22 protein-coding genes are annotated in these 26,481 nt (G+C 72.2%); 16 read left to right on the top strand and 6 right to left on the bottom strand.

Going from position 1 to position 26,481, the window contains the following annotated elements; all coding sequences use genetic code 11:
* The first annotated feature begins 125 nt into the window (after positions 1-125).
* The 6 genes from ACQP10_RS36145 to ACQP10_RS36120 all read left to right on the top strand — a co-directional run bounded on the left by ACQP10_RS36145 (position 126) and on the right by ACQP10_RS36120 (position 7,112).
* Entirely contained in the window at positions 126-1,952 is a 1,827-nt protein-coding gene (locus tag ACQP10_RS36145) for an ABC transporter permease (protein WP_346018534.1), read from the top strand.
* Complete coding sequence (locus ACQP10_RS36140; RefSeq protein WP_346018535.1) at positions 1,953-3,086, top strand: ABC transporter ATP-binding protein; 1,134 nt, start codon at positions 1,953-1,955, stop codon at positions 3,084-3,086.
* Positions 3,083-3,847 (top strand): HAD family hydrolase, encoded by a 765-nt coding sequence (locus ACQP10_RS36135; RefSeq protein WP_179822266.1) that lies wholly within the window; start codon positions 3,083-3,085, stop codon positions 3,845-3,847. Before ACQP10_RS36140 ends, ACQP10_RS36135 begins: the two co-directional genes overlap by 4 nt.
* Complete coding sequence (locus ACQP10_RS36130; RefSeq protein ID WP_346018536.1) at positions 3,838-4,641, top strand: inositol monophosphatase family protein; 804 nt, start codon at positions 3,838-3,840, stop codon at positions 4,639-4,641. Before ACQP10_RS36135 ends, ACQP10_RS36130 begins: the two co-directional genes overlap by 10 nt.
* A complete protein-coding gene (locus ACQP10_RS36125) occupies positions 4,638-5,423 on the top strand; it encodes a Cof-type HAD-IIB family hydrolase (protein ID WP_346018537.1) in 786 nt (261 codons plus the stop codon). Before ACQP10_RS36130 ends, ACQP10_RS36125 begins: the two co-directional genes overlap by 4 nt.
* A gap of 180 nt (positions 5,424-5,603) precedes the next feature.
* Positions 5,604-7,112, top strand: a complete 1,509-nt coding sequence (locus ACQP10_RS36120; RefSeq protein WP_433541966.1) for a CoA-acylating methylmalonate-semialdehyde dehydrogenase — start codon at positions 5,604-5,606, stop codon at positions 7,110-7,112.
* Between the two features lie 38 nt (positions 7,113-7,150).
* On the opposite strand, the gene ACQP10_RS36115 is transcribed toward ACQP10_RS36120, so the two are convergent.
* Positions 7,151-7,729 (bottom strand): sugar O-acetyltransferase, encoded by a 579-nt coding sequence (locus ACQP10_RS36115; RefSeq protein ID WP_433540529.1) that lies wholly within the window; start codon positions 7,727-7,729, stop codon positions 7,151-7,153.
* Positions 7,730-7,832: 103 nt separating this feature from the next.
* On the opposite strand from ACQP10_RS36115, the gene ACQP10_RS36110 reads away from it, so the two are divergent.
* Positions 7,833-9,671, top strand: a complete 1,839-nt coding sequence (locus ACQP10_RS36110; protein ID WP_346018539.1) for an ABC transporter ATP-binding protein — start codon at positions 7,833-7,835, stop codon at positions 9,669-9,671.
* 103 nt (positions 9,672-9,774) lie between these two features.
* On the opposite strand, the gene ACQP10_RS36105 is transcribed toward ACQP10_RS36110, so the two are convergent.
* Positions 9,775-10,578: a helix-turn-helix domain-containing protein gene (locus ACQP10_RS36105; protein ID WP_346018540.1), complete on the bottom strand. Its 804-nt coding sequence runs from the start codon at positions 10,576-10,578 to the stop codon at positions 9,775-9,777.
* Positions 10,579-10,663: 85 nt separating this feature from the next.
* Here ACQP10_RS36105 and ACQP10_RS36100 point away from each other — a divergent pair, with 85 nt between their 5' ends.
* The 3 genes from ACQP10_RS36100 to ACQP10_RS36090 all read left to right on the top strand — a co-directional run bounded on the left by ACQP10_RS36100 (position 10,664) and on the right by ACQP10_RS36090 (position 13,954).
* Positions 10,664-12,085: an MFS transporter gene (locus tag ACQP10_RS36100; protein WP_433540528.1), complete on the top strand. Its 1,422-nt coding sequence runs from the start codon at positions 10,664-10,666 to the stop codon at positions 12,083-12,085.
* Positions 12,086-12,115: 30 nt separating this feature from the next.
* Positions 12,116-12,580 carry a MarR family winged helix-turn-helix transcriptional regulator gene (locus ACQP10_RS36095; RefSeq protein ID WP_399501775.1) on the top strand — a complete coding sequence of 155 codons (465 nt, stop codon included), beginning with the start codon at positions 12,116-12,118 and terminating at the stop codon, positions 12,578-12,580.
* Between the two features lie 468 nt (positions 12,581-13,048).
* Positions 13,049-13,954: an LLM class flavin-dependent oxidoreductase gene (locus ACQP10_RS36090; RefSeq protein WP_346018543.1), complete on the top strand. Its 906-nt coding sequence runs from the start codon at positions 13,049-13,051 to the stop codon at positions 13,952-13,954.
* A gap of 79 nt (positions 13,955-14,033) precedes the next feature.
* Here the strand turns inward: ACQP10_RS36090 and ACQP10_RS36085 are convergent, their stop codons facing one another.
* Entirely contained in the window at positions 14,034-15,098 is a 1,065-nt protein-coding gene (locus ACQP10_RS36085; protein WP_433540527.1) for an MFS transporter, read from the bottom strand.
* 239 nt (positions 15,099-15,337) lie between these two features.
* Positions 15,338-15,763, bottom strand: coding sequence for a carboxymuconolactone decarboxylase family protein (locus ACQP10_RS36080; protein WP_399501777.1), 426 nt, complete (start codon positions 15,761-15,763; stop codon positions 15,338-15,340).
* Positions 15,764-15,899: 136 nt separating this feature from the next.
* Between ACQP10_RS36080 and ACQP10_RS36075 the strand changes: the two genes are divergently transcribed.
* The 3 genes from ACQP10_RS36075 (at position 15,900) to ACQP10_RS36065 (ending at position 21,033) form a co-directional block, all read left to right on the top strand.
* Positions 15,900-17,297 carry a PLP-dependent aminotransferase family protein gene (locus tag ACQP10_RS36075; protein WP_346018546.1) on the top strand — a complete coding sequence of 466 codons (1,398 nt, stop codon included), beginning with the start codon at positions 15,900-15,902 and terminating at the stop codon, positions 17,295-17,297.
* 157 nt (positions 17,298-17,454) lie between these two features.
* A complete protein-coding gene (locus tag ACQP10_RS36070; RefSeq protein WP_433540526.1) occupies positions 17,455-20,151 on the top strand; it encodes an AAA family ATPase in 2,697 nt (898 codons plus the stop codon).
* A 3-nt stretch (positions 20,152-20,154) separates the two neighbouring features.
* A complete protein-coding gene (locus ACQP10_RS36065; RefSeq protein ID WP_433540525.1) occupies positions 20,155-21,033 on the top strand; it encodes an alpha/beta fold hydrolase in 879 nt (292 codons plus the stop codon).
* A gap of 85 nt (positions 21,034-21,118) precedes the next feature.
* Here ACQP10_RS36065 and ACQP10_RS36060 read toward each other — a convergent pair whose 3' ends face one another.
* Complete coding sequence (locus ACQP10_RS36060; RefSeq protein ID WP_346018549.1) at positions 21,119-22,429, bottom strand: MFS transporter; 1,311 nt, start codon at positions 22,427-22,429, stop codon at positions 21,119-21,121.
* 150 nt (positions 22,430-22,579) lie between these two features.
* Between ACQP10_RS36060 and ACQP10_RS36055 the strand changes: the two genes are divergently transcribed.
* The 3 genes from ACQP10_RS36055 to ACQP10_RS36045 are packed head-to-tail and all read left to right on the top strand — an operon-like array spanning position 22,580 to position 24,886.
* Positions 22,580-23,497 (top strand): DUF6772 family protein, encoded by a 918-nt coding sequence (locus tag ACQP10_RS36055; protein ID WP_346018550.1) that lies wholly within the window; start codon positions 22,580-22,582, stop codon positions 23,495-23,497.
* Positions 23,497-23,832: a hypothetical protein gene (locus ACQP10_RS36050; RefSeq protein WP_218911765.1), complete on the top strand. Its 336-nt coding sequence runs from the start codon at positions 23,497-23,499 to the stop codon at positions 23,830-23,832. The genes ACQP10_RS36055 and ACQP10_RS36050 overlap by 1 nt, the downstream gene beginning before the upstream one ends.
* A 16-nt stretch (positions 23,833-23,848) precedes the next feature.
* Complete coding sequence (locus ACQP10_RS36045; RefSeq protein ID WP_346018551.1) at positions 23,849-24,886, top strand: LacI family DNA-binding transcriptional regulator; 1,038 nt, start codon at positions 23,849-23,851, stop codon at positions 24,884-24,886.
* 199 nt (positions 24,887-25,085) lie between these two features.
* Here ACQP10_RS36045 and ACQP10_RS36040 read toward each other — a convergent pair whose 3' ends face one another.
* Complete coding sequence (locus ACQP10_RS36040; RefSeq protein WP_433540524.1) at positions 25,086-26,414, bottom strand: SWIM zinc finger family protein; 1,329 nt, start codon at positions 26,412-26,414, stop codon at positions 25,086-25,088.
* Between the last annotated feature and the right edge of the window lie 67 nt (positions 26,415-26,481).

The raw sequence follows: 26,481 nt of genomic DNA, 5'->3' as shown, positions 1-26,481 counted from the left end.
CACGACCCACCCACGACGCGCGGACGAAGCCGCCGACCACGACAGACCCCGCGAGGGAGCGAAGTCCGCAAGACGGGCGGACCACACACCGCGGTGACCCCCGTGACCCCCCGAAGGAAGTGTCCATGGCTGTTCTCACCAAGACAGAGCCGCCGCCCGCCCCGCCGAGACGGCGCAGGCTGGTGTACCGGCTCCGCGTACTGCGCCACGACCCCACCGCCGCGCTCGGCCTGATCCTCGTCATCCTGCTCGCCTACCTCGTGGTGGCGCCCCTGGTCGCGGTGATCTCCGACGCCTTCCGCCTGCAGTACGGCGACGACGTGCACGCCGGGCAGCGGGCCGGCGAGTGGACCGGCTACTACCTGTGGCGGGTCTTCCGCTCCCAGATCAGCGGCCTGCTGTTCTGGGAGCCGCTGCTCAACACGCTGGTCGTCGCGGTGGGCACCACGCTGTTCGCGCTGGTCCTCGGCGGCGGCATGGCGTGGCTGGTGACGCGGACCAACGTGCCGGGCCGCAAATGGCTCGCCGGCGCGCTGGTGGTCCCCTACATGCTGCCGTCGTGGACCTTCTCCCTGGCCTGGCTGTCACTGTTCAAGAACGAGCGCGCCGGCGGGCAGGTCGGCTTCCTGCAGGCCCAGGGCGTCCACACGCCCGACTGGCTCGCCTACGGCGCGCTGCCGATCATCGTCACGCTGGGGCTGCACTACTACCCGTTCGTGCTGCTCCTGGTCGGCAACGCGCTGCGCCGCATCGACGTGCAGCTGGAGGACTCCGCGAGGGTCCTCGGCGCCCCGCGGCGCGTCGTCATCCGGCGGATCGTGGTGCCGCTGATGCTCCCGGCACTGTCGTCGGCCGTGCTGCTGGTGATCGGCCGGGTGCTCGGCACCTTCGGCACGCCGTACGTCCTGGGACTGCCCGCCGACTACCGGGTGCTGTCCACCGGGCTCTTCCAGTCGATCCGGGACCGCAGCACCGGCGTGGCCTCCGTGATCGCCACCGTCATCGTGGTCATCGGGGTGCTGATCGTCTTCACCGACATGCGGCTGATGCGGGAGCACCGCCGGTTCGTCACCGTGGGCGGCAAGGGCGCGATGGACCGGCTGAGCGACCTGCGCGGCCGGCGCTGGCCCGCCTTCGCGCTGGGCCTGCTGGTCTTCGCGGTGAGCGTGCTGGTGCCGGTGCTCACGCTGCTGCTGTCCACGGTCACCCGCACCCCGCTGGACCTGTCGACCTTCACCCTCGACTACTGGTTCGCCGAGCGGCTGCCCGGAGCGGTCGGCTTCCCGCACGGGGTCCTGCGCGGCTCCGAGCTGTGGGAGGCGGCCTGGAACTCGCTGCGCGTCGTCGGCCTGGCCTCGCTGATCTGCGCGGTCGCCGGCCTGCTGGTCGGGTACGTCGTGGTGCGCGGGACGGCCCCGCGGATCGCCGGCTTCCTGCGCCAGGTCTCCTTCCTGCCCTACCTCGTCCCCGGCATCGCGTTCGCCGCCGCCTCGCTGTCGCTGTTCGCCGTCGCCCGGGGCCCGGTCCCCGCGCTGTACGGCACGACGTTCCTGCTGATCCTGGTGATGGCCGTGACGCACCTGCCGTACAGCTCACGCTCGGGCATCGCGGCGATGACGCAGCTCGGCCGGGAGCCCGAGGAGGCCGCGCAGATCGCCGGGGCGTCCTGGTGGCAGCGGATGCGCCGGATCGTCTTCCCGATCCAGAAGGGCGCCCTCGTCACCGGCATCGTGCTGCCGTTCATCTCCGGGCTCAAGGAGCTCAGCATCGTGATCATGCTCACCACCACCGGGACGCAGCTGCTGACGACGCTCTCGATCGGTCTTGTGGACTACGGATACACCCAGCTCGCCAACGCGGTCGTACTCATGATCGCGCTGGTCTCCTTCACCATGACGTACCTGACCCAGCGCCTGACCAACAGCAGCCTGGCGTCCGGCCTAGGAGGATAGATGCCGGCCATCACGTTGCGCGGAGTCGCCAAGAGCTACGGCGGTGGCGACTACGCCGTGAAGAACCTCGACCTCACCGTCCCCGACGGCGCGTTCATGTGCCTGCTCGGCCCGTCCGGCTGCGGCAAGACCACCACGCTGCGGATGATCGCGGGACTCGAACAGCCGACGGCGGGCACCATCGCCGTCGGCGACCGGGTCCTCGACTCCGTCGAGGGCGGCCTCTACGTCCCCCCGGAGAAGCGCGGCATGGGACTGGTCTTCCAGAACTACGCGCTCTGGCCGCACCTCTCGATCCGGGAGAACGTCGAGTTCGGCCTGCGCATGCGCAAGGTCCCCGCCGCCGAGCGGCGGTCGCGGGCCGAGGCGGCGCTGCGGATGGTCCACGTCGACGCCGCCATGGACCGCTACCCCTCCCAGCTCTCCGGCGGCCAGCAGCAGCGCGTCGCGCTGGCCAGGATGCTGGCGGTCAACCCCTCGGTGCTGCTGCTCGACGAGCCGCTGTCCAACCTCGACGCCCGGCTCCGCCTGGAGATGCGCGCCGAGCTCAAACGCATCCACGAGGAGTCCGGCGCGACGATCGTCTTCGTCACCCACGACCAACTGGAGGCCCTGACCATGGCCACCGACATCGCCGTCATGAACGACGGCGAGCTGCAGCAGCTCGCCGCCCCGATGGACATGTACGCCAGGCCGGCCAACCGGTTCGTCGCCGAGTTCGTCGGCAGCCCGCCGATGGCGATCGTCGACGTCGGCCCCTCGCCCACCGGGCTGGCCGCCTCCCTGCTGCGCTTCACGGAGTCCCGTTCGACGCGGGTCCCGCCCGCCGCCGTCGGCATCCGGCCGGAGGCCCTGCGGCTGGGCGCGCCGCCCGCCTCCGCCTGGCACGAGGAGGCGCTGGTCGAGGCGGTGCTGCCGGCCGGCTCCTCCTGGACGGTACGGCTGCGCGTCCTGGACACCGAGCTGTACGCGCTCTCCTACACCCCGGTCCAGGCCGTCCCCGGCGACGTGCTGACCTGCTGGACTGAGGAGATGCACCTGTTCGACGCGGACGGCGTGCGGATCCCCTCCGAGGGCTCCTCCGCCGACCCCTCCGACGACTCCTCCGAGGACAGGGTGGAGGCCGGCGCATGATCCGGCCCAAGGCGCTGCTGCTGGACTTCGGCGGGGTGATCGTGGAGACCGCCAGGCGTCCCTCCTGGGCGGCCGAGCTCGCCGCGGAGGTGCACGAGATGCTCGGCCGGGCCGGTTTCACCGGCCTCCGGGCCGACGAGGTCGAAAGCGACATCAGGGCGGGCGCGCGCGCCGACTCCTACTGGAAGGACTCCACCTCCCGGCAGCTCGCCCCCCGGGAGATGACGCACCGCGGGTTCTGGGCCGACTACGTCGCGGCCGACTGGCCGGAGCAGGCCCGCGCGCTGGTGACGGCCGAGGCGACCCCGCTGTGCCGGCGGATGGGGGAGCTGCGCAGCGACCGGAAGGTCCGCCCCGGCATGGAGGACCTCCTGGCCGCCTGCCGGGAGCACGACGTCCGGCCCGCGGTCGTCAGCAACGCGCTGTGCGGGACCGTCCACCGCGACTACCTGGCCGGCAGCGGCCTCGACCGCGAGATGGCCGTGCAGGTCTACAGCGACGAGGTCGGCGTCCGCAAACCCAACCCCGAGATGATCTGGATCGCCTGCCGGGCGCTGGGCGTCGACCCCGGGGACGTCTGGTACGTCGGCGACAACCACGACCGCGACGTCGTCTGCGGCGCCCGCGCCGGGGCGGGGGCCACCGTGCTGATGGTGTCCCGCAGCACGGAGAAGGTCCCGTACCCGGTGCGGCAGCGCCCCCACGCCACCGTCGAGAACCCGTACGGCCTGCTGAGCCTCCTGGAGGAGACATGGATGTGAACACCTCGCGAGAGCTGGCCGCCATCGCGGTCGAGGCGGCCAGGGCGGTCGGCGACCGGCTCAGGGGCGCCTTCCGCTCCCGCCCCGAGGTGCGGACCAAGCGCGACTTCCACGACCCGGTGACCGAGCACGACAAGGCGGCCGAGGAGCACATCCGCGAGGTCCTCGACCGGCGCTGCCCGGACAGCGTCGTGGTGGGCGAGGAGGGCGGGTCCCGGGGGGACGGCGAGATCAGCTGGTACGTCGACCCCATCGACGGCACCGCGAACTTCGCCGCCGGCCTGCCGTTCTTCTGCACCTCCATCGCGGCGGCCGTGGACGGCGAGGTGGTCGCGGGCGTCGTCTACGACCCGGTCCGCGACGACGAGTTCACCGCCTGGCTCGGCGGGGCCTTCTGCAACGGCGAGCCGATCCGCAGCTCCGGGGCGCGCACGGACCGGGAGGCGATGCTGCTGTCGAGCTACCCCAGCCCGCGCGACCTGGGATGGGAGGGGGATGCGGCGCTGCACCGCTTCGCCCGGATGGTCGGAGCCTTCGCCTCCACCCGCCGACCGGGCAGCGCGGCGCTGAAGCTGGCGCACGTCGCCGCCGGATGGGCCGACGTCGCCTACGGCACGCACGTCAACGCCTGGGACGTGACGGCCGGGTCGCTGCTGGTCAGGCAGGCCGGGGGCGTCTACATCCCGCTGTCCGGCAGCGTCTTCGTCCCCGGCGGCTACCTCGCCTGCGTCGACGGGTTCGACCTCGCGGGCTCGGTGATGGCCGAGGTCGTCCCGGCGGGGTGGGACGCGTGATCCGCTGGATCGTCACCGACCTGGACGGCACCCTCGTCGGGCGGGACCTGGCCATGGTGCCCGCCAGCAGGGACGCCCTGCGCCGCTTCCGCGAGGCGGGCGGAGAGGTGATCATCGCGACCGGGCGGATGGAACTGTCGGCGCGCCGCTACTACGACGAACTCGGTCTGGAGGGGGCCGCGATCCTCTACAACGGCGCGCGGACCGTGAACCTCGCCATGGGATCCGTGCTGCGCTCCCGCCACCTGCCGGAGGCGGCCTGGAAGACGCTGCTCGGCCTGTTCGAGGAGCTTCCGGAGGGCGTCCACCCGGTGGTGTTCTCCGGCGGTGAGGCGCTGGCCGTGCACGACGCGCCCGAGTTGCGCGACTACGCCCGGCGGGACGGGATCACGCTGCGCGACCCGGGCGACTGGACGGCGGTGCCGCCCGGCGGGGTCACCAAGTGCATGCTGATCGGCGACCCGCTGCCCGGCTGGGAGATCGAGGGGACCGTCATGGTGCAGTCCGAGGCGACCTATCTGGAGGTGCTGCCGCCGGACGCGACCAAGGGAACCGCCCTCCGGGAGCTGGCCGCGCTCCGGGGCGTGCCGATGGAGCACATCGCGGCCGTCGGGGACAACCCCAACGACATCGACATGATCGCGGCGGCCGGACTCGGGGTCGCGGTCGGCGACGGGCACCCCGACGTCCGGGCGGCGGCCGACGCCGTGGTCGGGGCGTGCGCGGACGGAGCCGTCGCCGAGGTGGTGGAGATGGCGCTCAGGGCCGACGCGCGGCCCTGAGGCCGGGCCCGGGGCACCGGCCATCGGCCGGACCCGGCACCGGGGCGGCGGGCACCGGCCGTCGCCCCGGCCCCGGCATCCGAATTCGTCAACGTGGAGACCGGCGCGTCGCGGGCGCGCGGAGGACAGCGTGCCGTGGGCGCGCGGAGGACAGCGTGCCGTGGGCGCGCGGGAAGCGGGATCGTGAAGAACATCACCCACTGGATCGGCGGAGCCGCGGTCGAGGGCTCCGGCCGTACCGCCGACGTCTTCGACCCGGCGACCGGGACGGTCGCCGGACGGGTCCACCTGGCCGCGGCCGAGCAGGTCGATGAGGCGGTGGCCGCCGCGGCGGCGGCCTGGCCCGCCTGGCGCGACACCTCGCTGGTCAGGCGCACCCGGGTGCTGTTCCGCTTCCGCGAGCTGGTGGACGCCCACGCCGGCGAACTGGCGGCGCTGATCAGCGCCGAGCACGGCAAGGTCCACTCCGACGCCCTGGGCGAGGTGGCCCGCGGCCTGGAGGTCGCCGAGTTCGCCTGCGGCATTCCGCACCTGCTCAAGGGCGGCTTCTCCGAGGGCGTCTCCACCCGGGTCGACTCCTACTCCATCCGCCAGCCGCTGGGCGTGGTCGCCGGGATCACCCCGTTCAACTTCCCGGTCATGGTGCCGATGTGGATGTTCCCGATCGCGATCGCCTGCGGCAACACCTTCGTCCTCAAGCCGTCCGAGCGGGACCCGTCGGCGTCGCTGCTGATGGCCGAGCTGTGGAAGGAGGCGGGCCTGCCCGACGGCGTCTTCAACGTCGTGCAGGGTGACAAGGCGGCGGTGGACCGGCTGCTGGAGCATCCGGACGTGCGGGCGGTCTCCTTCGTCGGCTCCACCCCGATCGCCCGGTACGTCTACGAGGCCGGCACCGCGCACGGCAAGCGGGTCCAGGCGCTCGGCGGCGCCAAGAACCACATGCTGGTGCTGCCCGACGCCGACCTCGACCTGGTGGCGGACGCGGCGGTGTCGGCGGGCTTCGGCTCGGCCGGCGAGCGGTGCATGGCGATCTCCGTCGTGCTGGCCGTCGACCCGGTCGGCGACGAACTGGTCGACAAGATCGTCTCCCGGGTCGAGAAGCTGACCGTCGGCCCCGGCGACGACCCCGCCTCCCAGATGGGCCCGCTGGTCACCGAGGTGCACCGCGACAAGGTCGCCTCCTACCTGGAGACGGGCGTGGCCGAGGGCGCCACCCTGGTCGTCGACGGCCGGCGCACCCCGATCCTGGGCGGCGGCGCCGCCGCCGACACCCCGGGTTTCTGGCTCGGCCCGACCGTGCTGGACCACGTGCCGCCGGGCTCGCGGGTGCACACCGAGGAGATCTTCGGCCCCGTCCTGGCGATCGTGCGGGTCTCCTCCTACGCCGAGGGTCTACGACTGATCAACGACGGCGAGTACGGCAACGGCACCGCGATCTTCACCAACGACGGCGGCGCCGCCCGCCGCTTCCAGAACGAGGTGGAGGTCGGCATGATCGGCATCAACGTGCCGATCCCGGTGCCGATGGCCTTCTACAGCTTCGGCGGCTGGAAGGCGTCGCTCTTCGGCGACACCCACGTCCACGGCACCGAGGGCGTGCACTTCTACACCCGGGGCAAGGTCGTCACCTCCCGCTGGCTCGATCCCAGCCACGGCGGCGTCAACCTCGGCTTCCCCACCAACGCCTGAGACCCCGCCCGGGCCGAAAAGGGCCGCCCGGCCGCCGCTCAGAGGTGGCGGACCACCCTGGCCGGGTTGCCCACGGCGACGACGTTCGCGGGGACGTCCCTGGTGACGACGGCGCCGGCGCCGATGACGCTGTTCGCGCCGATCGTCACCCCGGCGAGCACGATGGCGCCGCCGCCGAGCCAGACGTTGTCCCCGATCACGATCGGCCTGGCGGCCTCCAGCTTCGCCCGCCGCGGCTCGGGTTCGACGGGATGTGTGGGGGTGAGCAGCTGGACGTTCGGGCCGATCTGCACGTCGTCGCCGATGGTGATGGGGGCCACGTCCAGGGCGGTCAGCCCGTAGTTGGCGAACGTGCCGGAACCGACCGTGATGTGGGAGCCGTAGTCGACGTACAGCGGCGGCCGGATGTGGACGTCGGGGGCGATCGAGCCGAGCAGCTCCGCGAGGACGGACCGGGCGGCCTCCTGGTCGGTGTGGTAGAGCTCGCCGTACCGGTGGGCGAGGGCGGCGGCGCGTCCGAGGGCGGCCCCCAGCTCGGGGTCGTCGGCGATGTACAGGTCTCCGGCCAGCATGCGCTCACGGTTGGTACGGGGATCCCCGGCGAAGAAATCGGTCATGGCGACGACCCTAGGCGGGGCGTCGGGAAAACCGCTCGCTCCTCCGCACGCCCCTGAGGCAGCATGGCCGAGGCGGGGTAGGCATCCGGGGAGGGTGGCGGCGGTGCTCGGATCACGCGAAGGCTCTGAGGACGGTTCATCCGCGCGCAGGTCGGCGGTCCTGCTGGCGCTGCGCCACTACTGCGGTGAGCTGAGGCGCCAGTGGCCGGTCGCGGCGCCCGCGATGACGCTGCCGGCGATGGGCAACATCTGCCTGTTCTACCTGGCGCCGCTGATGGTGGCCGGGCTCGTGGGGCACCTGGCCGGCGGCGGGGACGGCACCCTCGACGCGCTGCTGCCGTACGTCCTCGGCTTCGGCGCGCTGCTGCTGGCGGGCGAGGTGCTGTGGCGGCTGGGGCTGCACTTCCTGAACCGCACCGACGCCCGGGGTATCGAGCGGCTCGGCGTGGTCGGCATGGACGAGCTGATGTCAAAGGACACCGCGTTCTTCCACGACAACTTCGCCGGTTCGCTGACCAAGCGGGTCATCGGGTTCTCCTCCCGGTTCGAGGACTTCTTCGACACGCTCACCTTCTCGGTCATCGCCAAGGTGGTGCCCCTGGTCTTCGCCTCGGTGGTCCTGTGGCGGTACCACCCGCTGCTGGTCCTCGTCCTCGTGGGCCTCATCGCCGTCACCGGCCTCCTCGTCGCCCCGCTCATCCGCCGCCGCCAGGCGCTGGTCGACGAGCGCGAGGCCGCCAGGGTGCTGGTGTCGGGCCACGTCGCCGACGTGCTGACCAACATGGACACGGTCCGCGCCTTCGCCGCCGAGGAGCGCGAGGCCGCCGAGTACCGGGTCCGGGTCGCCGAGCAGCGCAGGCTGTCCCTGCGTTCCTGGGACTACGGCAACCTCAGGGTGGACACCGTCGTCGCCCCGCTGTCGGTGCTCACCAGCGCCCTGGGGCTGCTCCTCGCCGTGGCGCTCCGGGGCGGTCTCGGCGCGGAGGCCATCGTGGTGACCTTCACCTACTACTCGAACGCGATCAGCATCATGTTCGAGTTCAACCAGATATACCGGCGCATGGAGAGCCTGCTCACCGAGGCGGCCCAGTTCACCGAGCTGCTCCTCGTGCCGCCCACCGTGGTCGATCCGGCCGACCCGCAGCCGCTGCGCCCGGCCGACGCGAGCGTCCGCTTCGAGCGGGTGACGTTCGGGTACGGCGACGGCCCGCCCCTGTTCAAGGACCTGGACCTGGACATCCCCAGCGGCGCCAGGATCGGGCTGGTCGGCCAGTCCGGCGGCGGCAAGAGCACCCTCACCCGGCTGCTGCTGCGCCTCATGGACGTGGACGGGGGCCGGATCCTGATAGGCGGCCAGGACATCGCCCGGATGCGCCAGGCCGACCTGCGCGGCCTCATCGCCTACGTCCCCCAGGAACCCGCCATGTTCCACCGGTCCGTGCGCGACAACATCGCGTTCGCCCGGCCGGGCGCGACCGAGGCCGAGATCCTCCGGGCCGCGGAGGCGGCGCACGTCACGGAGTTCGTCGAGGCCCTGCCGGAGGGGTTCGACACCCTGGTCGGCGAGCGCGGCGTCAAGCTCTCCGGCGGCCAGCGGCAGCGCGTCGCGCTCGCGCGCGCCATCCTGCGCGACGCCCCGATCCTGCTGCTGGACGAGGCGACCAGCGCCCTGGACTCCGAGAGCGAACTCCTCGTCCAGGAGGCGCTGTGGAAGCTGATGCAGGACCGCACCGCGCTCGTCGTCGCGCACCGCCTGAGCACCGTCGTCCGCATGGACCGGCTCGTCGTCCTCAACCAGGGACGCGTCGTGGAGCAGGGCACCCACGGCGAGCTGCTCCAGGCTCAGGGGCCCTACGCCCGGCTCTGGCACCACCAGTCCGGGGGCTTCCTGGCCGGTGACGACACCTCGGACGCGCTCCTGGAGGCGACGGGCGCCGACTGACACGGCGCCCGTCGCCGGCCGGGGATCACCCGGTCCGGTGCCGGAGCCGGGAAGCTCGTACACCGCGTCCGCGAGCGCGACCTCCACGGAGCATCGGAGCGGTTCACCGGGGGCCGCCGGCGGCCGTCCCTCCGGAGGCGAGAAGGGCACGGACCCGGCCGGGCGTGTGACCCAGTTCGTCGCGCATGACCCGGGTCAGGTGGGCCTGGTCGCTGAAGCCGAGGCCGGCCGCGAGCGCCGCGAGGTTCGTCTCACCCTGATCCATCCGCGTCAGCGCGCGGCTCACCCGTACCCGGTTGCGGTAACGGCTCAAGGGCATGCCCACGTGGTGGCGGAAGGTGCGGCTCAGGTGGGACGGGGAGGTCTTCAGCCGGCGGGCCAGGGTCACCAGGTCGGCGCAGTCCGGCTCGCCGGAGAGGATCGCCTCCCGAGCGTGGTCCGCCAGGTCCTGCCGTCCCGGCGAAGGCACGTCCTGGGACTGTTCGCGGAGCGCCAGCAGCAGGAGGTCCAGGACGGCCTCGACGGCGGCGAAGTCCGGGTCGGCGCCGGTACGCAGGAGCAGGCGATGGGCCAGTTCGAGCCGCGCGTCCACGTGGACCGCGGGAGAACGGGCGGCGTCGAGCCCGGCCGTCAGCGCGTCACCGATGAATGTGATCGAGGTGCATACGTCACCGCCCGCGGGGTGGGCGAAGCGCATCTCCCACCCCGGGCGGTGCAGGTAGCCGACGGTGGGCTCGACCGTCATCCGCCGGCCCTGGGAGTCCAGCCGGAACCGGCCCTGCCGGACCAGCACGATCTGGGCCGCGGGTGACGCCTCCGGCATGGACCAGCCGGCGTGATCGTCCGAGCACTCAACCGAGTTGATCACGAAGTGCGGGCTTTCGATCAGCCTTTTCGCGGTACGCACCGGACAACCCTACGCATCACCACCGCCGGTGCCATCCGCATATTCGTTCAAGACGGGCGGGCACGGACAGGCCGATGCTGGACGCATGATCAATCTTTCTCCTCCGCCGGTGACGGCCGCCCACCGGAGCCGGATGCTGGCCGTGCTGCTCACCGGGCAGGCCATGGCGTCCATGGACGGGTCGATCGTGTCGGTGGGGGCGGAGACCATCCGTGAGAGTCTGCACGCCGGTGACGCCGAGATTCAGTTGATCGTGTCGGGCTACCTGCTGACCACCGGCGTGCTGCTGGTCACCTGCGCGCGGATCGGCGACGTCGTCGGACACCGGCGGGCGTTCCTGTGGGGGCTCGGCTGGTTCACCGGCGCGTCGCTGCTGTGCGGACTGGCCCCCGACGCGACCGTGCTGGTACTCGCCCGTATCGCTCAGGCCATGGGGGCGGCACTGCTCACGCCCCAGATCTTCGCCCTCGTCCACATGCACTGGGACGGAGCGGCACGCCGTAGGGCGATCGGCGTCTACAGCATGGTGCTCGCCCTGGGAGTCGCGCTGGGGCAGGTCGTCGGGGGCCTGATCGCGGGTGCCGACCTGTTCGGCCTCTCCTGGCGACCCATCTTTCTGATCAACGTTCCAATCGGCCTGGTCTTGTCGGCGGTCGGCCCCCGGGTCCTGCCGAACCCCCGCGCGGACCGGCGGGTACGGCTCGACCTGGCCGGAGTGGCGCTGCTGACCGTCGCCATGACGGCGCTCACCGTCCCGCTCATCTTCGGCCGAGACCACGGTTGGCCCGCTTGGGCGTGGATCTCGCTGGCGGGCGGTGTCGCGTTGCTGGTGGTGTTCGTCCGCCATGAGACCAGGGCGCGGCATCCGCTGCTGGACCTGGAGGCGCTGCGGCCGGACGGAACCAGGCCGGGGCTGACGGCCTGCTGGATCATCATGGGGTGCTACACCGTCTTCCTGTTCACCTTGACCCTGCACCTGCAGACCGCGCTCGGTCATTCTCCGTTTCAGGCCGGGCTGGCGTTCGTTCCATACACCCTCGGTTTCGGCGTTCTCAGCCTGAGCTGGAACCGCTACCCGCAGTGGTTGCAGAACGCGCTGCCGGTAGCAGGGCCGGTGATGTTCGCGGCGGGGGCGGCATTGCTGGTGCTCCTCTACCGTGACCGGTGGCATCCGCTCGGCTCCACGTCATTGCTGCTCCTCGCCGGGGCCGGCCACGCCGCCGGGTACAGTCCGCTGATAGCGCAGATCACCTCTCTGGTGGAGCCGCGGCTGGCTTCGGCGATCTCGGCGCTGAACTCCACCGGACCCGTGCTCGCCGGGGTGACCGCCATCGCCGGGCTCGGGAGCGTTTACTTCGCGGCGGCTTCCTCCGCCGAGGGTCTCGTGCGGGTGACCGCGGCCTGCGTCGTCCTCCTCGCGATCGGAACGGCGTGCGCCGTGCGGGTCGCCCTGGCTCGTCGCACCGTCTCCCCCGCGTCCGGCACCGAAAGGGAGCGGAACCGGTAGTTCGTGCCACGAATTCGTTACTCTGGGCCAATGAGCAAGAATGCCGACGGCCCGATCGGGACGGTGGCCGCGCTGGTGCGGTCCACGTTTCTGGTGAACGCCGTGTATGTGGATTCCGCCCGTGAGCACGGAATCACCCAGCAGCAGGGTCAGCTGCTGTGCGTGCTGATGGCGCAGCCGTACGGCATGGGCGAGCTGGGCGCGATGCTCGGCCTCGCCAAGTCGAGCCTGACCGGCCTGGTGGATCGCAGCGAACGCAACGGCCTGGTCCGGCGCCAGCCCGATCCCGAGGACTCCCGTGCGGTACGGGTGGCCCTGACCGGGCGCGGCGCCAAGCTGGCCGAGGAGTTCCACACCGAGGCATGCCGCCGGATCGAGGACCTGACCTCGGGGTTCACCCCGGCGGAGCGCGACATGCTCGCGGCCCTGCTCGGCCGCGTGGTGACGGACAACAAGGTGCCCGTCGTCTTCATGGAGCCTGACGCCGCGCACTGACCGAGAGAGGGGTTGAAGTTCGTTCCACGAACTAATATTGTTCGTGACGCGAACTGAACCCCTCTTTTCTCGTGTTGGAGTGTGAATCATGAGTCGTACGGTCGTGGTGGTCGGCGGAGGTTACGGTGGTGCCGCCGTCGCGAAGGCGCTGGACTCGGAGGCCGACGTCGCCCTCGTCGATCCCCGGGACGCTTTCGTCAACTCGGCCGGCTCGCTGCGGGCGCTGACCCAGCCCCGACGGACCGGTCGTCGTCCCGGCCGAGACCGTCTCGGCGTACAAGGGGGCCGACCTGTTCACCGGCCGCTTCACCGAGCAGTTCGGCGCCGCCTGACACGGACCGCACCCGGCCGGGTCACAGCGGCCTGTCGGTGTCCCGGCTCGTCATGGGCACGATGAACCTCGGGATGGAACGTCCGAGGCCGTACGCATGGTGAACCTCTCTCTTCGCACTACGGAAAGGCAGTACTTTGTCCGCACCTGATGTGGTCTTCGGTTTCGGCGCGCATCCCAACATCGACGACATACCCGAGCTGTTACGCATGGTCCAGCAGGCGGAACGGGACGGGCTCGACATCTTCTCGCTGTCGGACCACCCCTACCTCGGCGCGCGGCTGGACGCCTACGCCGCCCTCGGCTTCATCCTCGGGCGTACACGGCACATCGCCGGTTTCGCCAACGTCACCAACCTGCCGACCCGGCCCGCTCCCATGCTGGCCAGGACCGTGACGTCGTTGTCGGCGCTGTCCGGCGGCCGCGTCGTGCTGGGCATGGGCGCGGGCGGACTGTGGGACCGCATCGCCGACATGGGGGTGCCGCGGCAGACGCCCGGCGCCGCCGTGGACGCCTTCGAGGAGGCCATCGTCCTGATCAAGAAGCTCTCGGGCGGCGGCCCACCGGTCACCCACCGGGGCCGCCACTACCAGGTGAACCGGATCGAGCCCGCGCCGGTGGCCGCGGTGCCGGTGTGGACGGGGTCGAACGGGCCGAGAAGCCTGGCCGCCACCGGCCGCGTCGCCGACGGCTGGATCCCCGGCCACGCGGCCGACTGGCTCAGCGAGCGCTACCGGACGTCGCGGCCGGTCATCGACGAGGCGGCGGCGTCCGCCGGCCGCGACCCGGGTGAGATCCGCACGGTCTTCAACTTCCCCGGGCGCATCACCGATCGGCCACTGCCCGCCACCCGCGACCGCGACGGCCGCTGGATCGGCGGCTCCGTCGGCCAATGGGCCGAGGAACTGACCGGTGCCGTGCTGGAGCACGGTGCGTCGGGCTTCGTGCTCTTCTCCGCCGACCACGGCGTCTCCGACCTCACCACACTGGCCCGCTGGGCCCAGGAGATCGTCCCGTCCGTCCGCGAGGCGATCGCGAAATAGCGACGCTCCCCGACTCCACGCGACCCGCGGGCCGTTCGGGGGACGCTTCCGTCCCCCGGGCGGACCTGGGCGGAGAACCTCAGGGCGACGTGCGCCTCCCGAGGAGCGGGAGCACGAGAACGGCGAGTGCGCCGCCGATCCACAGCACGCTCACCGTCGAGACGATGTCGACCGCGATGCCGCCGACGAGGGCGCCCAGGGCGATGGACAGGTTGAACATCGACACGTACAGGGAGGACGCGGCCTCGGGGGCCGCCGGAGCGGCGTTCAGGATCCAGGTCTGGAAGGCGACCGGGACGGCGCCGTAGCCCAGGCCCCAGACGGCGAGGATCACCGCCGCCGGGAGGACGCCGGGGCCGGTCACGGCGAGAGCGGTCATGGCCACGGCGAGGAGCACGGAGATGCCGCACATGACCTGCCGGAGACGCGTGGTGACCAACGCGCCGACGATGAAGTTGCCGCAGATGCCGGCGACGCCGAAGACCAGCAGCAACACACTGATCATGCCGTCGGACACACCGTCCTCCTGGAGGAGGGGCCGGACGAACGTGTAGGCGGTGAAGTGCCCGGTGATGACCAGGAAGGTCATGGCGATCCCGACGCGCAGCGCGGAGTGCGCCCGGAACACCCGCGGCAGGTCCCCGAACGTCATCACCCGCTCCGACTCCAGTTTCGGCATCACGATGACCATGCAGGCCAGTGAGATCAGGCCGAGGGCGCCCACCGCCGCGAACGCGACGCGCCAGCCGCTGAGGTCCCCGAGCAGGGTGCCCGCGGGCACGCCCAGCACGGAAGCGGTCTCGACGCCGCCGAAGATGACGGCGGTGGCGCGCGCGACATGGTGCTTCGGCACCAGGCGCAGGGCGATGCCGCCGGCCAGCGACCAGAAGCCGCCGACGCCGACGCCGATCAGGAACCGGGCGAGGAGGACGACGGCGAAGCTCGTGGCGAACGCGGAGGCGAGGTTGGCCGCGCCCACCGTCCCGATCAGCAGGGCCAGCACCAGCCGGCGGTCGATCCTGCCGGTGGCCACGGTGACCAGCGGCGCCGCGACGGCGGCGACCAGTCCGGGCGCGGTGACCATGAGGGCGGCGGTGCCCTCGGAGACGTCCAACGCGGTGCCGATCGGGGTGAGCAGCCCCACGGGCAGCCAGTTCGGAGGTCATCAGGGCGAAGATCCCCAGCGTCACGGCGAGGACCGCGAGCCAGCCCCGGAGCGGTGATCGGCTCGTGTCCTGCGGCGCGTCCGGTGCCGGGACGTCGACGGATGTCACGGTGTCGGCCTTTCTGAGAGGTCATGCGAAGGGCGGTGGCCGCGAAGGAACGGCCACCGCCCGGAGCCGGGGAGAACGAGGACAGGGGAGAACGAGGACCGGGGTCCCGTTACTCGGTTCCAGGGGTCTTGCGCGTGGTCACGTTCATGCGGTTCCAGGTGTTGACCGTGAAGATCAGCGCGATGAGCTGGGCGAGTTCCCTGTCGTCGAAGTGCCGTGCGGCCTCGTCGTACACCGCGTCCGGGACCCCCTGGGGGAGCAGGGTCATCGCCTCGGTCAGCGCCAGGGCGGCGCGCTCCTTGGCGGTGTAGAGGCTGGACTCATGCCAGGCGCTCAGCTGGTGGACGCGCGCCTCGCTCTCACCCGCCCGGCGGGCGTCGCCGGTGTGGTAGTCGATGCAGTACGCGCACCGGTTGATCTGGGAGGCGCGGATCTGCACCAGTTCGAGCAGGGTCGGGTCCAGTCCTTCGCGGGCCGCGGCGTCCAGGGCCAGCACGGCCTTGAAGACTCTGGGGGCGACAGCCGAAAAGTTCATACGCGGGGAAATAGCGACATTCGTCATGTCAACGAACCTAAGGCGGCAGGTGACCCGGAGTAGGGTGCATTTCCGTGGACGATTCGTGGGCCAATTCCCGACATGTCGCCTGTCCGGACCGGCGTGAGGGCGGACGATGAGCTCCGGCCCGGAAGGCGGCAGCGACCTGCACCTGGAGCTCACCGGTGAGGGCGGTGCGCGCGTACGGCTGATGCGGGCCCTGCGCGAGGCGATCGGATCGGGCCGGCTGGCGCCCGGCACCCGGCTTCCGCCCTACCGCGCTCTCGCCTCCGACCTGGGCATCGCCCGCAACACCGTCGCCGCCGCGTACGCGGAACTCACCGAGGAAGGCTGGCTCACCGCCCGTCAGGGTTCCGGCACCCACGTCGCGCACCGCGCCGCGCCTCTGGAACCCGGCCACCGGCGCTTCCCCGCGCGCCCGACCCGCCACAGGGTCACGTACGACCTGATGCCCAGTTCCCCTGACGCCTCCGCCTTCCCGCGTACGTCCTGGTCCGCCTCGGCCAGGCGCGCGCTGGCCGCCGCGCCCAGCGAGGCGTTCGGCGTCGGCGATCCCCGCGGCCGGCCGGAGCTGCGCGGGGCGCTGGTGGAGTACCTGGCGCGCACCAGAGGCGTGCGCACCGAAGCGGACCGCATCGTGATCTGCTCGGGCTTCGCGCACGGGCTGCGCCTGGTGTGCCAGGTGCTGCGCGGTCCCATCGCGGTCGAGTCGTACGGACTCGGCTTCCACCGCTCCATCCTCACCGACGCGGGCCTGACGACCATGCCGCTCACCGTGGACGCCCGCGGGGCGCGGATCGAGGAGCTCCCGGCCACCGGCGCGCGAGCCGTCCTGCTGACGCCCGCGCACCAGTACCCCACCGGAGGCGCGCTGCACCCGCGGCGCCGAGCCGCGGTCATCGACTGGGCCCGCGTCACAGGCGGCCTGCTGCTCGAGGACGACTACGACGGGGAGTTCCGCTATGACCGCGAACCGGTCGGCGCCGTCCAGGGACTCGATCCCGACAGCGTCATCTACTTCGGGTCGACGAGCAAGAGCCTGTCGCCCGCGCTCCGGCTCGGCTGGATGGTGCTGCCCGGCCGGCTGGTGGACGACATCGTCGCGGCCAAGGGCTCGCGCGAACTGTGGTCGGGTGTGACGGACCAGCTCACGCTCGCCGACTTCATCGCCGGCGGCGCCTACGACCGCCAGCTGCGCCGGATGCGCGGGATCTACCGGCGCCGCCGCGACCTGCTCACGACCGTGCTCGCCGAACGCGCCCCGCACATCACGATCAGCGGTATCGCCGCGGGGCTGCACGCCGTCCTCGAGCTTCCCCCGGGCACCGAGCAGGCCGCCCTCCGCGCCGCACGCCGCCTCGGCCTCGCCCTGGACGGCCTGAGCCCCTATCTGCACCCCGACAGCACGATGCCACCGCGCGACGGCCTGGTCATCGGGTACGGCACACCGCCCGAGCACGCGTTCACGGCCGCGCTGGACGCCCTCTGCCTCGCCCTGCCCGACCCGGGGTAGAAGCCGAGACCTCGTCCACGCGGGCCGCGATGCACATCGCGGGCCCGTCGCACGGTCCCGGGCGGAGCGGACCCGTCACCGGACGGCCGCGGCGACGGTTGTGAGAAGCGGCTCCGCGGGGACGGGACGGTACGGGGGCCTTCTACAGTGGGTTTTCGTGCTTTATGGCAGATCTGCGGAAATCAGCGCGCTCGACGAGGTGATCGCGCGGGCCCGCGACGGCTCCGGCGGCGCGGTGGTGCTGCGGGGCGAGGCGGGTGCGGGCAAGACCGCCCTGCTCGACGCGGCGGCCACGCGCGGCGGCGCGATGCGGGTGCTGCGGACCACCGGTGTCGAGTCCGAGTCCGATCTCGCGTTCGCGGCGCTGCACCAGGTGCTGTGGCCGGTGGCCGGCTCGCTCGACGCGTTGCCCGAGCCGCAGCGCGATGCCGTGCGCGCGGCCCTGGGACTCGCCGCGGGCGGTGCCGGCGATCGGTTCCTGGTGGGGGCCGGTGTGCTCTCGCTGCTGGCCGAGGCGGCCGTGCCGGACGGGCTGGTCTGCGTGATCGACGACTTCCAGTGGGTCGACCGGGCCTCGGCCGACGCGCTGCTGTTCGCCGCCAGACGGCTGGGGACGGAACGGATCGCGATGCTGTTCGCCGTACGCGGGGAGGCTCCGGTCAAGGGCGTGCCGCTGACGGTGGACGTGCGGGGCCTGGCCGAGTCCGCCGCGGCCGAGCTGCTGGAGTCCCGCCACGGTACGCTGCCTGCCCAGGTGAAACGGGAGCTCGCCGCGCTCACCGGCGCGAACCCGCTCGCCCTGGGGGAGATCGCCGCCCGCCTGACGCCCGCGCAGCTCGCCGGGCGCGAACCGCTGCCCGATCCGCTGCCCGGCGGCGCCCGGCTCTTCGGCGATCGGGTGGCCGGGTTGTCCGACCCCGCCCGGCTGGTCGCCCTGGTCGCCGCCGTCGAGGCCGACCTCGACCTGGTACTGCGCGCCGCCGGGCGACTGTCCGCCGGACGGCCGGCGCCGCCCGGCAAGGATGCGGTGACCGGGCGGGCGGCGCTGGCCGAGCTGGAGGAGAGCGGACTGGCCGGGGTGTCGGGCACGAGCGTGCGCTTCCGCCATCCGCTCATCCGATCCGCGCTCCACGAGGCGGCCGCCCCTGCCGACGTCCGCCGCGTGCGCGCCGTCCTGGCGGAGCTGACCGAGGGCGACCGCCGCGCCTGGCACCTGGCCGGAGCCGTCCTGGGCCAGGACGAGCAGGTCGCCGCCACGCTGGTCGCCGCCGCGGAGCGGGCACGCGACCGCGGCGGGTACGGCGCCGCCGCCACCGCCCTGGCCAGGGCCGCCGAGCTGACTCCCGAGCCGCGCGCCCGTGCCGTCCGCCTGAAGGACGCCGCCGTCGCGGCCTGGCTCGGCGGCCGTCCGGGACAGGCGCAGTCGCTGCTGGCCGAGGCGCGCGAACGGGCCGGTGAGGACGCCGCCCTCGCCATGGAGATCGCCCAGCTCCGGGGCCGGTTCGAGCTGAACTCGGGCGACGCCGCCGAGGCCGTACGGATCCTGGCGGCGGGCGACGGCCTGGACATGCTGGCCGATGCCATGGAGGCGGCCTCGTACGTCGGCGACACGGCGGCCGTCGCCGAGCTCGGCCGGCGGGCGGTGGCGTACCCCGAGGGGTTCCTGCGGGACACGGTGGCCGGGATCGGCCTGACGATGGACGGTGACGCCGCGGGGCCGGGCCTGCTGCGCCGGGCGCTGGCGCGGGCCGACGAGCAGGAGGACGCGACGGGATACCTGTGGGTGACGGCCGCGGCCAGCGCTCTGGGCGAGCCGGACCTGGCCGCCGAGATGGCCGAGCGGGCCGGGCGGGTGGCCAGGGTGTCGGGGATGACCGGTCAGCTCCCCGTCGTGCTGGAGTTCGTGGCGACCGCCGAGCGCATCGCCGGACGGCTGGCACGCAGCCAGGCCGTCTCCGAGGAGGGCCTGGCGCTGGCCCGGGAGGCCGGGTACGAGAACACGGTGGCCGCGCACCTGGCCAACCTGGCGGTGCTGGCGGCGCTGCGCGGCGAGGAGGAGCCGTGCGAGCGGCAGGCCCGTGAGGCGCTGGCCATCGCGATCCCGCACCGGGTGGGACTGCGCGCGGGGGTGGCCGCGTACGCGCTGGCGATGCTCGACCTGTGCCTGGGCCGCCACGCGGCGGCGCGCGACCGTTTCACGGCGATCGCCGCGGCGGGACCGGGCGCCGGGCATCCGACCGTGGTGTGGCGGTCCGCGCCGGACCACGTCGAGGCCGCCCTGGGCGCGGGTGACGAGGCGGGCGCGAGGGCGGCGCTGGCCGCGTACGAGCGGTGGTCGGCGCATGCCGCGACGCCCGAGTCGCGCGCGCTGCTGGCCCGCTGCCGGGGCCTGATCGACGCCTCCGAGGACGCCTTCGGCGAGGCGCTGCGGCTGCACACCAACCCGTTCGAGGCGGCCAGGACGGCCCTGCTGCTGGGTGAGCGCCTGCGCCGCGCGCAGCGGCCGGGCGAGGCGCGGGCGCATCTGCGGACGGCGTGGGAGACGTTCGAGCGGGCCGGCGCGCGGCCGTGGGCGCGGCGCGCGCAGGACGAGCTGCGGGCGGCGGGCGAGAGCGGGCAGGCCCCGCCCGCGACCGCGCTCGACGCGCTGACCCCGCAGGAGCTGCGCATCGCGGGCCTGGTCGCCGACGGACTGTCGAGCAAGCAGATCGCCGCCAAGCTCTTCCTGAGCCCGCGCACGGTCGAGTACCACCTGTACAAGATCTATCCGAAGCTGGGCATCGGCTCACGTACGGACCTGGCGCGACTGGTAGTTCTACAGAAGGCGCCCGTGGCCGGGGACGGCATGCTGTGAGGCATGCAGAACGTGAACATCTGGAGTGAAGAGTTCGGCGCCGAGACCGACGCGCCGATCCTGCTGATCATGGGTTCGATGTCGCAGGGCGTCCTGTGGCCGGACGAGTTCGTCGGCCGCCTGACCGCCGGAGGCCGCCGGGTGATCCGGTACGACCACCGCGACACCGGCATGTCCGGCACCGTCGACTTCGAGGCGGAGCCGTACATGTGGGACGACATCAAGGACGACGTCTACCGTGTGATGGACGCCCACGGCCTGGAGAGCGCGCACCTGGTCTGCCACTCGGCGGGCGGGCTGCTCGGCCAGCTCATCGCCGTGGAGCGGCCGGAGCGGGTGCGCTCGCTGACCGTCATCGCCTCCTCGCCGCTCGGCGGCGGCGAGGGCGAGGTGCTCGTGCGGGCCCTGACGGGGCAGCCGCAGTCCGAGGGCGCCCTGCCGGAGCCGGCGCCGGAGTTCGTGGCCTTCTACCGCGCGCTGATGGCCGCCCCGCCGCCGCAGGACCGGCGTTCGGTGATCGACGGAATGATCGCCGAGCAGCGCGTGCTGCACGGCACCGGCCTGCCGTTCGACGAGGACGCGGCCCGCCGGCTGCAGGAGCGGATCCACGAGCGGGCCCGCGACCTGTCGGCGGCGGCCAACCACCGGCTGGCCGCCATGGCCAAGCCCGACTTCGAGCCGGTGGGCGTGCTGCACCGGGTGAAGGCGCCCACACTGGTCATCGAGGGCAGCCACGAGCCGGTCAAGCCGGGCCACGGCGCGGTCATCGCCGAGCGGATCCCGGGGGCGCGGCTCATGATCGTGGAGGGCATGGGGCACACGCTGCCGCCGGAGGCGCACGAGGAGCTGGCCGCCGCCATCCTCGCGCACACGGCAGGGTGACGATCACCCGGCGGGCGGAACACGATCCGATCCGCGAGGAGCCTCGCCGGTACGGCACGCCCGCCCCTCCGGGCCGGCGAGCGGGCTATACGACCGCGCCGCCGCTGCGCGCCGTCACCGGTGAGGGCTCCCGCAGGTGGGCGGGTTCGCTGATGAACCGGGTGCCGACCGCCGAGAGCAGGCACAGCAGGGCGGACACCGCCACGATGGGCCAGGTCTGGCCACCGGACCAGCCGTCGAGCCAGGCGGCCACGAAGGGGATGCAGCCGCCGACGACGGCGCCGGCGATCTCCCGGGTGAAGGTGACGCCGGTGTAGCGGTACCGGACGTCGAACAGCTCCGACATCATCGTGGCCTGCGAGGCGAGCGTCAGGTCGTTGCAGAGCGTGAAGATCATCACGAAGGCGGCCCAGATCACGACGGGCGTGCCGGTGTCGAGCATGAAGAAGAAGGGGTAGAACAGCACCGCCGCCGCGACCGATCCGGCGACCATCACCGGTCGCCGTCCGAACCGGTCGCACAGCCAGCCCGCGGTCGGCACGGTGACGATCTTGACGAAGTTGGCGATCACCACGCCGGTCAGGCCGATCCACGACTCGGCGTGCACGTGCGTGGTCAGGTAGGTCAGGGCGTAGACGGACGGCAGGTAGCTGATCACGTTCGGTGCGACGCTGATGAGCATGCCGGGAATGATCTTGTGGCGGGAGGAGGCGAACAATGCCCGCAGCGGCGCCTGCACGCTGCCGCCGCTGTCCCGCGCCTCACGGAACTCGGGGCTGTCGGAGACCTTCAGTCGCACGATCACGCCGGCCACGCCCACCAGGACGCTGAGCAGGAACGGGATGCGCCAGCCGTAGGCGATGAACGCGTCGTGCGACATGACCGAGGAGACGAGGAAGAAGACGCCCGTCGCGACCAGCGAGCCGATCGCGTTGCCGAGGGTCGGCGTGCTGGCGTTCAGCCCGCGCGCCCGGGTCTCGGAGTGCTCGGCGGACATCAGCATGGCCCCCGCGTACTCGCCGCCCGCGCCGAGCCCCTGCACCACGCGCAGTGCCACGAGCATGATCGGCGCGGCCGGGCCGACGGCGGCGTAGGAGGGCAGCAGGCCGATCAGCGTCGAGGCCACCGCCATCAGGAGCAGGGTGACGAACAGCATCGTGCGGCGGCCGATGCGGTCGCCGAGGACGCCGATGATGATGCCGCCGACCGGCCGGGCGAAGAACCCGACGGCGAAGGTGCCGAGTGATGACAGGGTCGCCGCCACCGGGTCGCCGGCGGGGAAGAACACGAGTGGCAGCACCAGTGCGGCGGCGGTGCCGTACAGCGAGAAGTCGTACCACTCGAGCGCGGTGCCGACGGTGGAAGCGATCGTGGCCCGGCTGAGCCGCAGTGTCATCGTTGACTCCCTCATCACAGCTTGTCGATTGCGCCTCTGCATTCGAACCATTAACGTTAATGTGGCCGCAACATTACGAGTGGCCTGCTCCGCAGGTCAAGGGTTTCGGCCATTGAGCTGTTCACATGAGCGTTAATGAGAGGACCGCACATGGGACCCACAGCGCCGGTCATCGACGCCGGCCTGTCGAAGTACGATCCGCTCGGCCGGATCCTGTGCTTCGACCGGTTCGACTCCACCACCCACGGCTGGACCGAGCTGATCGGCAACTACAACGGCCGGGGTGACCTCAGCACGGTCGACGAGCACATGCGCGACTTCCGGCCGCCGCAGCTCTCCTCCTGCTCCTTCTTCGACGTCGGCACGCACGGCACGCTCAGTGGGAACTACGCGCTGAAGCTCGCCACCCGCGCCCACCGGGGGCACACGGCCACCGGCATCCGCCGGCTCACCATGGCCGGCCGGGGCCTGGTGCGCATCGAGGCGTACTTCGCGTTCAAGGCCGAGGCGACCGTCGGCCGCGAACTGCCCGCCAGCGTCGCCTGGGACGGCAACCGGCACCCGTCGGAGGCGCAGTTCGGCGCGTTCACCGTGGCCACCGACATCTGCGCGGACAACGGCGTGCGCTACCACAACGTGATCCGCTACCAGAACACGAACCTCGCCGGCGAGATGACCCAGCAGTGGATGTACCCGGTGGTGCCCGAGCCGACGCCGCGCGACCACCAGGAGGGCAAGTTCGCCCTGCCGTACGCGGCCGACTTCACCGCGCCCGACCCGGACGACTGGCGGTACTTCGACAAGCCGCTGGAGCTGTGCGTCAACGAGGTGCCCACCAAGATCAACTGGCACTACCTGCGCTGGGACATCGACACCCGCACGCGGTCGAACGTGGAGCTCCGGCTCAACGACCGGGTCATGGACATGAGGGACGTCCCGGTACCGGTCTACCCCGACCGCTACAGCACCCTGGACAACCTGCTCAACTTCTACTTCTCCGTCCGGACCCACGCCGACATCCGCAACTTCCTCTTCCTCGACTCCGTGCTCATCTCGGTGGATTGGTGATGACGATGCGATCGACCATGACCGCGGTGCTGGAGCGCGCCGCACTGGTGAACGACGAACTCGCCACCGAGCCGTACGAGCTACCGTGGGCACAGGAGGCGCGCTTCTTCGTCCAGGCGCACGAGCTGACCGGGACGCTGGAGCTGACCACGGAGATCTCGCCGGACGGCCTGACCTGGTGCCCGGCCGACGTGCCGCAGGTTCGCGTCGAGACGCCCGGGATGACGAGCTGGCTGGTCACCGGCTTCGGCCAGTGGCTGAGGGTACGCTGCCGGGTTTCCGGCGACGAGACTCCGGCTGCCAGACTTCGCATCTACTTGGTCGGCAAGAGCTGAGCCGGAGGATGACGGGATGGCACGTTCGCAACGGGTGACGCTACGCGATGTGGCCGACCGGCTGGGCCTGTCGGCGAACACCGTGTCCCGGGCGCTGACCGGCAAGGACCAGGTCAGCGAGAGCACCAGGGCCCTGATCGTCGCCGAGGCCAAGCGGCTCGGGTACGTCCCGAACAGTCACGCCCGTTCGCTGGTGTCCGGCCGGACCATGGTCGTCGGCCTGGTCATCACCAACCCGTCGAACCCGTTCTACGCCGCGCTGATCTCCGCGGTCGAACGGCAGTGCCGCGCGGCCGGTTACTCTGTGCTGCTCCTCGTGACCGAGGACTCCGAGGAGAACGAGGAGCGCGCGGTCCAGCAGCTCCTGCGGTTCGGCGTGGACGGAGTGCTGGGCGTCGCCACCCAGTCCAGGAGTGACGTGTGGGACGGGCTGAGCGAGGCGAACATCCCGGTGGTGCAGATCAGCCGCGACATCCCCGGCCGCGGGCTGGACTTCGTCGGCATCGACGTGGAGTCGGCCATCGCCGACGCGGTGGTCCGGGTGGCCCGTCCCGGCGTCCGGCGGATCTGGCTGCTGGAGGAGGACCTCCGCGTCAGCACGGTCGCCGCCAGGATCGCGGGTTTCCGGCGCGCGCTCGACGAACTGGGCATCGCCCACGAGCACTCACTCGTGCTGAAGGTGCCCACCCGCCGTACGAGCGGCGCCAGCCTGCCCTGGCGTCCCGACGACGCGTACGCCCTGGCCGCCAACCTGATCACCCCGGACAACCACCCGGACCTGATGATCACCGCGAACGACTACTTCGCGCTGGGCGTCTACCGGGCCGTCCGGGAGTGCGGCCTGGCCGTACCCGATGACGTGCGCGTACTCGGGTACGGTGACCACCCGTTCGCCGCGTATCTCCAGCCGGCCCTGACCACGATCCGGCTGCCGGCCGATGAGGCGGGCACGGCCGCGGTCGACCTGCTGCTGCGCCGGATCGCCGACCCGGACCGCCCCCTGACCAGCACCCGGCTCCCCGCCGAACTGATCGAACGCCGGTCGACGGGGTGAGCGGATCCACGCCGGACCGCGTGGATCCGCTCGCCGCCGGCGCGGAGATCCACGATCGCCTGTTCGATCAGCCTGTCCTGACCACGGAAAGCACGGGGGCCGGCCTCCCGACGGCCGGAGCCCGAGCCGTGTCCGTCACCCCCGGGCAGGCGGTGGACCTGGTTGCGAGTGACCAGGTCGCAGATCTCCGTCCAGAGGGTCATCGGGGGACCTCCACGGCGGCGCGGGCGACGATCCGGGCGGCCAGCACGTGTTTGCACGGCCCACGGGAACCGCGATGGTCCCACCACCACTCGCAGGTGCAGGATCCGTCGGCCAGCGAGACCCGGCGCGCGCCGCCCGCGGTGTGGACGGTGGCCGACTCGCCTTCGAGGCGCACGGCGCCCGCGTCGACGAGCTTGCGCGCCTTGGCCAGCCGCGGGTTGAGCAGGATCACGTTGTCCTTGTCATAGGGCAGCTCACGGTGGAAGTGGGCGGCCTCCGACAGGTCGTAGCCGACCCGGCCGGCGACGCCGAGCTGCGTCAGCGCGGCCCGCACCCGGTCGGCGGGCATGCCCGCGCGGTCGGCCAGCAGGCCGATCTCGACCTCGGGCTCGAAGTTGAGCAGCATGCCCACCACGTCGGCGTCGTTCTCGGCCTCGTCGGTGGCCAGGTCGTCGAGCACCGCGCCCTCGCCGGAGAAGCCGCGCCAGCGCTCGGGCGAGAGGGTGAGCGTGTAGCGCATGCCCGGCAGCTCCAGCTCCCAGGCGCTGGAGGCGGCGTCGGCCGGGCCGTACATCCGGAGGGACTTCGCGAAGCGCAGCAGCGGCAGGAGGGTGCCGAGCCGGTTGGGGCCGTCGAGCTGGACCGAGCCCGCAACCTGACGGTCGGAGACCTTCAGCTCCCGCCCCGCCTGCGCCACCCACACCGTGCCCTTCCTGGGCAGCCCGCGCAGGAACCGTACCGCCGCCATTCCGGTCAGCTCACCGCGCTGGTCCATGCCCGAGGCGATGACCTGCACCTCGGCGAAGCCGCGTAGCCAGCGCTCGGGCAGCGGCACCTTCTTCTCCACCACCGCGCCGTCCATCGTGGTCACGACCAGCTCGTCGAGGCCCACTCCCAGGTGCAACGGGTCACGCGCGCCGATGCGCGCCAGCGCCTCCCGGAGCGGCGCGTTCACGTCGACGTTGGTGGTGCCCCGGTCGAACACCTCGCCGTCGAGCGCGCCGCTCAGCAGATCAAGCCGGGCGTACACGCCGCCGCAGGCCGAGAACGACTCGAACCGCAGCCGGTCTCCGTTGCACGTCACCACCGGGTCGCGCACCCAGCCGGGCCGCGCCTGCGGCTGGTGGTAGCGGGCCAGCGCCACATCCGCGACGCCGAGCAGGGCCGCCGCGGCGGGGGCCGCCTGGGTCACCACGCCGCTGAAGAACCGGGGGGCCACGGCCGGGCCGGACAGGGCCCGGCCGCCGGAGGTCGCCAATCCGAGACGGCCGTCGACGAGGGAGGAGGGCGCGGCGTACGTGTACGCCTGCGTCGCTGAAGTCATGGCCGGGACGTTAGATCGCCGCACCGACAAATCGGCGCCGTCTTCCGCGCATGCCCTGTGTGGGGTT

This window comes from Streptosporangium sandarakinum (genome assembly GCF_050942225.1).
Lineage (GTDB): Bacteria > Actinomycetota > Actinomycetes > Streptosporangiales > Streptosporangiaceae > Streptosporangium > Streptosporangium nondiastaticum.
The sequence above is the reverse complement of the archived record's forward strand: the minus strand, read 5'-3'. Positions and strand labels throughout refer to the sequence as shown.